The sequence below is a fragment of the Nonomuraea sp. NPDC049784 genome (assembly GCF_040659615.1).
Classification (GTDB): Bacteria; Actinomycetota; Actinomycetes; order Streptosporangiales; family Streptosporangiaceae; genus Nonomuraea.
The window spans coordinates 1-6,490 of the sequence record NZ_JBFAMX010000587.1 but is presented as its reverse complement, the minus strand read 5'-3'; the positions used below and the strand labels follow the sequence as shown (position 1 = coordinate 6,490).

Here is a 6,490-nt window from a genome sequence, read left to right as displayed (position 1 = left end):
GGGATGAGCCGGCGACGGGCGGGCGTCCCCGTCGGTCGCCGTCAGGCGACCACCCCGGTCCGATACCGGCGCTCGATCGCGTCGGTGCCGTACCCCCGGGTCCAGCCGAGATACGGCCAGAAGCGGCCACCAGTCGATCATGTTCGTAATCTCGGAATCCGAGGTCGTGTTCGGCTGTCCCGGTGCCGCGCTCTTTTCCCAGGTGAGCGCCTTCAAGATCAACCCATGGCCGGTATTGGCCGTATCTCGGCTGGACCCGATATGGCGACGCCCGCCGTGCTCGCCGAGGCACTGTCTCAAGAGGCCGCGCTCACCGACTGTGGCGCGAACATCCTGCGCTGGCCCGCCATCGGCTTCGACCTCTACTGGACGCCCAATGGCGGGAGGACGAGAAGGGGATGCGCGCGGTGGCTGGCGTGCATCCATTCCAATGTCGTCGTGAGCGGCCTGGTGGGAGCGATGTCCTCACGCGGCAACCATGAGAAGAGCCGCTGCGCTATGGCGAGACGTTACTCTGGATCGCCCACGTTAAGGACGACCTTGCCCATGGTGCGCCCCTTGGCGACCAGGTCATGTGCTGCCGCGGCATCCGTGAGCATGAATTCCCGCTCCACGTGCACGGCGAGCCGGCGCTCGCGGTACAGCTCTACCAGCGCTTCCAGTCCGTAGGCGTCCGGTTCCACGAGGAAGTCCGTGGCGTGGACGCCCAGTTCGGCGGCTCGTTCCGACATCCCGGGCGTCCACGCGCCCTGGCCGCTGATCATGAGGCCTCCGGGGCGGAGACACTTCAACGCCTCGAGCCCGGCTTCGCCGCCGAACATCTGGATGACCACGTCGGCGTCGCGGACCGCCTCGACAACGTCCACCGCGGTGTAGTCGACGACTTCATCCGCTCCCAGGCTCCGTACGAACTCGTGCTTGGCGGGACTGGCCGTACCGATCACATAGGCGCCACGGGCCTTGGCGACCTGAACGGCCAGATGGCCGACCCCACCGGCCGCCGCCGCGACGAGCACCCGATGCCCGGGACCGATCCCGCCGACGTCGACGCTCATCTGCCACGCGGTCAGGCCCGCGAGCGGAAGCGCCGCGGCCTCGGCGAACGACATGCCCTCGGGGATCCTGGTCAGGTGCCGGGACGGCGCAGTCACGTACTCGGCGTACGCGCCGGCCTCTCGGGGGAACCACGGCATCCCGAACACGCGGTCACCGACCTGGAACCTCGTCACGCCGTACCCGACCGCGGTGACCACGCCGGCCACGTCCCAGCCGTTGACGAAGGGCAGGCTCAGCACACGGTTGTAGGCGACGCCCATCCGTGTGTAGACGTCCACCGGGTTGACGCCCGCCGCGACCACCTTGACCAGCACCTCGGTCGGCGCCGGCTTGGGCACGGGCACATCGACGAGTTCGAGCGTCTCGGTACCGCCCCACTGATGCTGCCTCACTGCTCGCATGCCGTCTCCTTGCATCGAAACCTTGCTCACGAGACGTTAGTGAGGCATCTGGCCGCGCGAATCTGTTGGGCGACTGGCTTTGCCGGTTATCCGAAACGCCGTACCACTGCGCGTTTCAGCTCGCCTCATCGAGATCGAGGGCCGGCAGCTCGGTCCGCGAGGCCACGCCGAGCTTCGGATATGCCTTGTACAGGTGGTATCCGATGGTTCTCGGGCTGAGGAAGAGCTGTGCCGCGATCTCTCGGTTGCTCATGCCCGTGGCCGCCAGCTTGACGATCTGCAGCTCCTGAGGGGTGAGGCGGTGCAGCAGGCCGGGCTCGCGTACCGGAGCGATCAGCCGCTCACCGGTCGCCCTCAGTTCCGCGCGGGCGCGATCGGCCCATGGCCGACAGTTGAGGCGGTCGAAGACGTCCAGAGCTGATCGCAGGTGATGCCGGGCGTCGGCACGGCGACGCATCCGACGTAGCCACTCCCCGTAGAGCAGCTCGGTGCGAGCGCGCTCGAACGGACGGCCATCGCGCAGGTGCAGCCACACGGCCCGCTCGTAGTAGCGCTCCGCTTGGTCATCCGGGGCCAGCAGCGCCTGACAGCGCAGCGCCACCGCCTCCGCCCAGGGCTGAGTCATCTGCGACGCCCAAACGCCCACCCGTTCCGCAGCCGCTCTCGCGAAGCCCCCGCGGCCGACCCTCGCCGCGGCTTCCACCAGGTCGGGCATCCGATGCATGACCATCACGGCACGAGCGGCGGGACCGAACGCCCCGAACTCCTCGGCCCTGCGCAGCGCCGCTTCGGGCCTGCCCAGACTGAGATCGAGGAGGTTGAGGGCGACACAGCGCATGCCGCCGGTCGCGGCGTCCTGGACATCGGCGATCCCCTCGGCCAGCGCCAGGCATCTGTCCTCGTCGCCTTCCAGCGCGGCGAGGTAGGTCATCACGGCGACCAGCTGTGCGGCGTAGTGGCGCTGGCCGGTGTCCCTGGCGATGCGCAACCCTTCCTTGGCGTTGGCCAGCGCGTCACGATGCAAGCCCAGGAACATCTGAGAACGGGACAGCAGGAGCAGCGCCAGCGGGAGCAGGCCGACCATCCCCTGGGTGCGGCAGCCGGACGCGATGGCTTGGGCTCTCTCGTATGCCGCCGTGTCGTCCCCGATGGCCAGGTCCCAGATGGCGAGCTGGGCCCTTTCCTGCAGGTTCACCGGTTCGATGCTCTCGCGCAGGCCCTCGATGAGTTCGCGCAGCCACGACAGGCCCGCCGGCGGTTCCTCGGCGGCCAGGCCCCCAACGCCTGCCAATACCCGGGTCAGTGAGCCTGCCCGTCCGGTGGCGAGAGGTCGTGCGTGGGCCACCCTGAGCGCGGTACGGGACAGGGCGGCGAAGTCGCTGGTCATCCACGCCGGCGTGAGCGACTCGAAATACAGGGTGATGGCGAGGTCTTCCGCTTGGCCGATGATCTTCTCGCCTGCCTCGGTCAAGGTGGCGTGGGCGGCCTCGAAGCGGCCTTGTGCCATGGCGATGGTGGCGCGCGTGCGGGCCAGACTCGCGACCGCCAGCGGATCGGCCACCGCGAGAGCGGCCTGGTCGGCGAGGGAGGCGGCACGCGTGTAGCGCCCGGCATCGGTCGCCGCCGCGGCGGCGGCGGCCAGGCGACGACAGCGTTCTTCCGGCTCGAGGCTGAGCTGTGCGGCACGTTCATAGGCGGCGGCCATCGCGGCGTACCCTCCCCGTGCGCGAGCGTGCTCGGCGCTGCGTTCCAAGGCCGCCGCGGTCTCTTCGTCCGGTCCCGTGGCGGCGGAGGCGAGGTGCCAGGCTCGGCGGTCGGCGTCCGCCTGCCGATCGGACAGGGCGTCGGCGAGTCCACGGTGGGCCGCCAGCCGCTGCGCGAGGGGCGCGTGCTGATAGGCGGCGGCGCGTACGAGCGGATGTCGGAAGGAGATCTGCCCCTCCCTCACCTGCACCAGGCCGGCAGCCTCGGCGGGGTCCACGTCGGCCAGCTCGGCTCCCAGGTCCCGCGCCGCCCGCAAGACGACATCGAGGGCGCCGGTGTCGTCGGCGGCGGCGACGAGCAGCAGCGTCCGGGTGTCGGCGGGAAGCCGGGCGATACGGTCGCGAAAGGTCAGATGCACGCGACTGGCGGCTGAGGCTGAGGCTGAGCCGATAGCGATGGCGTGCGTGGACAACTCGCCCGCGCACTGGTCCGGAGTGAGCATCATTGGCAATTCGAGCAGTGCCAGCGGGTTGCCGTGGGCCTCCCTGAGCAGCAACTCGCGCGTCTGCGGCGCCAAGTCGCCGGCATGCTTGACCAGCAGCTCGCTGGCCGATTCGTCATCCAGCCCACTTACCCGCAACTCCGGCACTCCCATAGCGGGGAAAGCGGGTTCGTCCTCACGGGCCGCGAAGATCAGCCCGACGCCTTCCGCATCGAGACGGCGAGCGGCGAACAGCAACGCCTCCGCCGAGGCATGATCAAGCCAATGCGCGTCGTCCACCAGGCACAACAAGGGACGCCGCTCGGCGAGCTCTGCCAGGAGCGTGAGCACCGCCACGCCTACCAGAAACCGGTCCCCTTCGGGCGCGTGCCCCATACCGAGTGCACCGCGCAGGGCGCGCGCCTGTCCGGCGGGCAGCGCCTCCAGGGTGTCGAGTGCGCCGCGCAGCAGCAGATGGAGCCCTGCGAACGGCAGCTCCAGCTCGGATTCGTATCCTGACCCGCGCAACACCCGCATCTCCCCTGCGGCGACGTCAGCGGCGTAGTCGAGTAATGCCGACTTGCCGATGCCCGCCTCGCCATGCAGAACTAGCACTCCGCTCCGGCCGGAATGCACGTCCATGAGCAGGCGATTGATCGCTGCCTGCTCGCTCGCCCGACCAATGAGCATGACAACATCCCATCTGCCCGAGTTGCCTTTCGCCTGCTTCGAGATGCTGCCCATCCTGCCCTGGTGCGTGTCTCCGAGTCAGTCCGTGGCCGGGCGAGTGATCAATACCTCTCTTGCAGGTATCTCTTCCAGGTGATCGCCCCCCGTGGGGGTGGAATGGGTGGCGAGGTGGCTACCGCGGAAGGCGGCGCCCAGTTTGCCGGGGAGCTTCATGCGCACGATGGGCCGCCTCTTGCGACACGGCACCCGGGCCGCCTTGATGATCTCCTCTGTGCGGACCTTCGTCCCGAAGTACCCCCAAGGGATCCGGTCCGCGCCAATGATGGAGGTGTAGATCAGATGCCCGACGTTCGCCTCACGGGCCGCTTCGCAGAGCCGCCGCGTGCCGTCCACCTCGACCCGGTCGGTGTATTGGCCCTTGTACGGCGCCAAAGCCAGACGCACCACCATGCCGACCCTGTGCAGACCTCGGCCAGCCCCTGCCCGGTCATCAAGTCCGCCACCGCCCAGTCGGCATCGGATCCGGCGCGAGGGCTACGACTCATTCCGCGCACATCGAACCCGGCCTCGGCCAGCCGCAGCAGTGCTCTGCCGAGCCTGCCGGTTGCCCCGATCACCAAGACCAGCTCGCTCACAACACGCCCCCAAAATCCTCATGGACACGCTTCCAGCGCCTTGCCTGACCGGAAAGCACGACATTGGACAAGATTGCAGGTCATCGATGGTACGCATGGCGGTCAAGCAGGCGAATCTGTCGACTGACTGGCTTATAGAAGCGATCTTCTGCCTTGGATACTGCTGATGATCTATCGAGGCGCCGGCTGGCCGCCAGTCCTCAGCGCCAGTCGGGAGCGGGATCAGTCACAGTGAGCGGCGAATCCGTCACCTGACCGAGTCATGCGTTCGATGCCTCGCGCTCGGCGCGGGGACTTGCCGTCGTCCCTGCCTGACGGCTACCGGAGAGTCTGTCCTGGCTGGTCGACGATGCCCCTCGCCAGTTCGGCGGAGAGGTAGGCGATTCCCTTGGGCAAGGTCTCCTCCCCGTAGGGAATCTCCTCCTGTACCTGCTCGACACGCCTGTTCCCCGCCATCCGAACCCTGGACATCAGCGTTCAGCGGGTGACCGAGGTCCTGACCGAGATGGGCGTGCTCATCGATGACCGGCGCCCCGCATTCGAGACCTGGCTGGAGCGCAAGCTCGACGGCCTGGCCGACGGCATTCACGCCGAGACCGAGCACTGGCTACGAACCCTGCATGTCCAGCGAAGGAGGCCACCCGGAACACGAGCATTAAAACCACCCCGAGTTGCAGTTCGGATCACGAACTAATATGGTTCGTAGCACGAACTCACCTCTTTTGTTGATTGGGGCGCACATCATGAGTCGTACAGTAGTGGTCATCGGCGGCGGTTACGGAGGTTCGGCACTCGCCAAGGCGCTGGCTGCCGAGGCTGAGGTCGTCCTCATCGATCCCCGGGACGCGTTCGTCAACACGGCCGGGTCGTTGCGGACGCTGACCCAGCCCGACTGGGGTAGCAACATGTTCTTCCCCTACGCCACGTGGCTGACCCGGGGCACGGTGATCCGCGACCGTGCGGTTTCCGTGGATCCAGGCGGCGTCACCCTGGCCTCAGGCCAGCGGGTCGAGGCCGGCTATCTGGTCCTGGCCACGGGCTCCAGCTATGCCTACCCGGCCAAGCCCACCGCCAACTCCACCGACCAGATCCTGGACGATCTCCGCAGGACCCACAAGGAGCTGGCCGGTGCCGACCGGGTGCTGATCCTGGGTGCCGGGCCGGTCGGTCTGGAGCTGGCCGGGGAGATCAAGGAGGTCTGGCCGCACAAGCATGTGACCATCGTCGACCCGGCCGAGCAGCTCCTGCCCGCCTTCCAGGCGGAGCTGCGTCACGACCTGCACCGCCAGCTCGACGAGCTCGACATCCGCCTGCGGCTGGGCACCGATCTCACCGCGCCGCCGGCGACCGAGCCCGGCCAGGCCGAGACCTTCACCGTCACCACCACCGGCGGGGAGGAGATCACCGCCGACATCTGGTTCCGCGCGCACGGCGTGCGCGTCAACAGCGACTACCTCGCCGACGGCCGGCTCACCATCCGCACCCCGCAGGGGCAGGTCCCGGTCACCGAGACGCTCAACGTC

Annotated in this window: 6 protein-coding genes; 2 read left to right on the top strand and 4 right to left on the bottom strand. The window is 68.3% G+C overall.

What is annotated here, in order from left to right:
- From AB0J09_RS52645 to AB0J09_RS52630, 4 genes are all read right to left on the bottom strand, one after another.
- The coding region (locus AB0J09_RS52645) for a hypothetical protein (protein ID WP_360709525.1) at positions 1–216 on the bottom strand (216 nt) is incomplete at its 3' end.
- Positions 217–509: 293 nt separating this feature from the next.
- Positions 510–1,457 (bottom strand): NADP-dependent oxidoreductase, encoded by a 948-nt coding sequence (locus AB0J09_RS52640; protein ID WP_360709523.1) that lies wholly within the window; start codon positions 1,455–1,457, stop codon positions 510–512.
- A 115-nt stretch (positions 1,458–1,572) separates the two neighbouring features.
- Positions 1,573–4,332 carry an AAA family ATPase gene (locus AB0J09_RS52635; protein WP_360709521.1) on the bottom strand — a complete coding sequence of 920 codons (2,760 nt, stop codon included), beginning with the start codon at positions 4,330–4,332 and terminating at the stop codon, positions 1,573–1,575.
- Between the two features lie 78 nt (positions 4,333–4,410).
- Positions 4,411–4,782, bottom strand: coding sequence for a hypothetical protein (locus AB0J09_RS52630; protein WP_360709520.1), 372 nt, complete (start codon positions 4,780–4,782; stop codon positions 4,411–4,413).
- A gap of 669 nt (positions 4,783–5,451) precedes the next feature.
- Here AB0J09_RS52630 and AB0J09_RS52625 point away from each other — a divergent pair.
- Together AB0J09_RS52625 and AB0J09_RS52620 are read left to right on the top strand one after the other, a co-directional pair.
- On the top strand, positions 5,452–5,661 hold the full coding sequence (locus tag AB0J09_RS52625; protein ID WP_360709518.1) for a hypothetical protein: 210 nt from the start codon (positions 5,452–5,454) through the stop codon (positions 5,659–5,661).
- A 49-nt stretch (positions 5,662–5,710) separates the two neighbouring features.
- Positions 5,711–6,490 (top strand): FAD/NAD(P)-binding oxidoreductase (locus AB0J09_RS52620; RefSeq protein WP_360709516.1); only part of this gene is annotated, 780 nt, incomplete at its 3' end.

Excerpts from the sequence above, each read along its gene's own strand:
- AB0J09_RS52640 (WP_360709523.1), bottom strand. The coding sequence starts at position 1,457 with ATGCGAGCAGTGAGGCAGCATCAGTGGGGCGGTACCGAGACGCTCGAA.
- AB0J09_RS52635 (WP_360709521.1), bottom strand. The coding sequence starts at position 4,332 with ATGCTCATTGGTCGGGCGAGCGAGCAGGCAGCGATCAATCGCCTGCTC.
- AB0J09_RS52630 (WP_360709520.1), bottom strand. The coding sequence starts at position 4,782 with ATGGTGGTGCGTCTGGCTTTGGCGCCGTACAAGGGCCAATACACCGAC.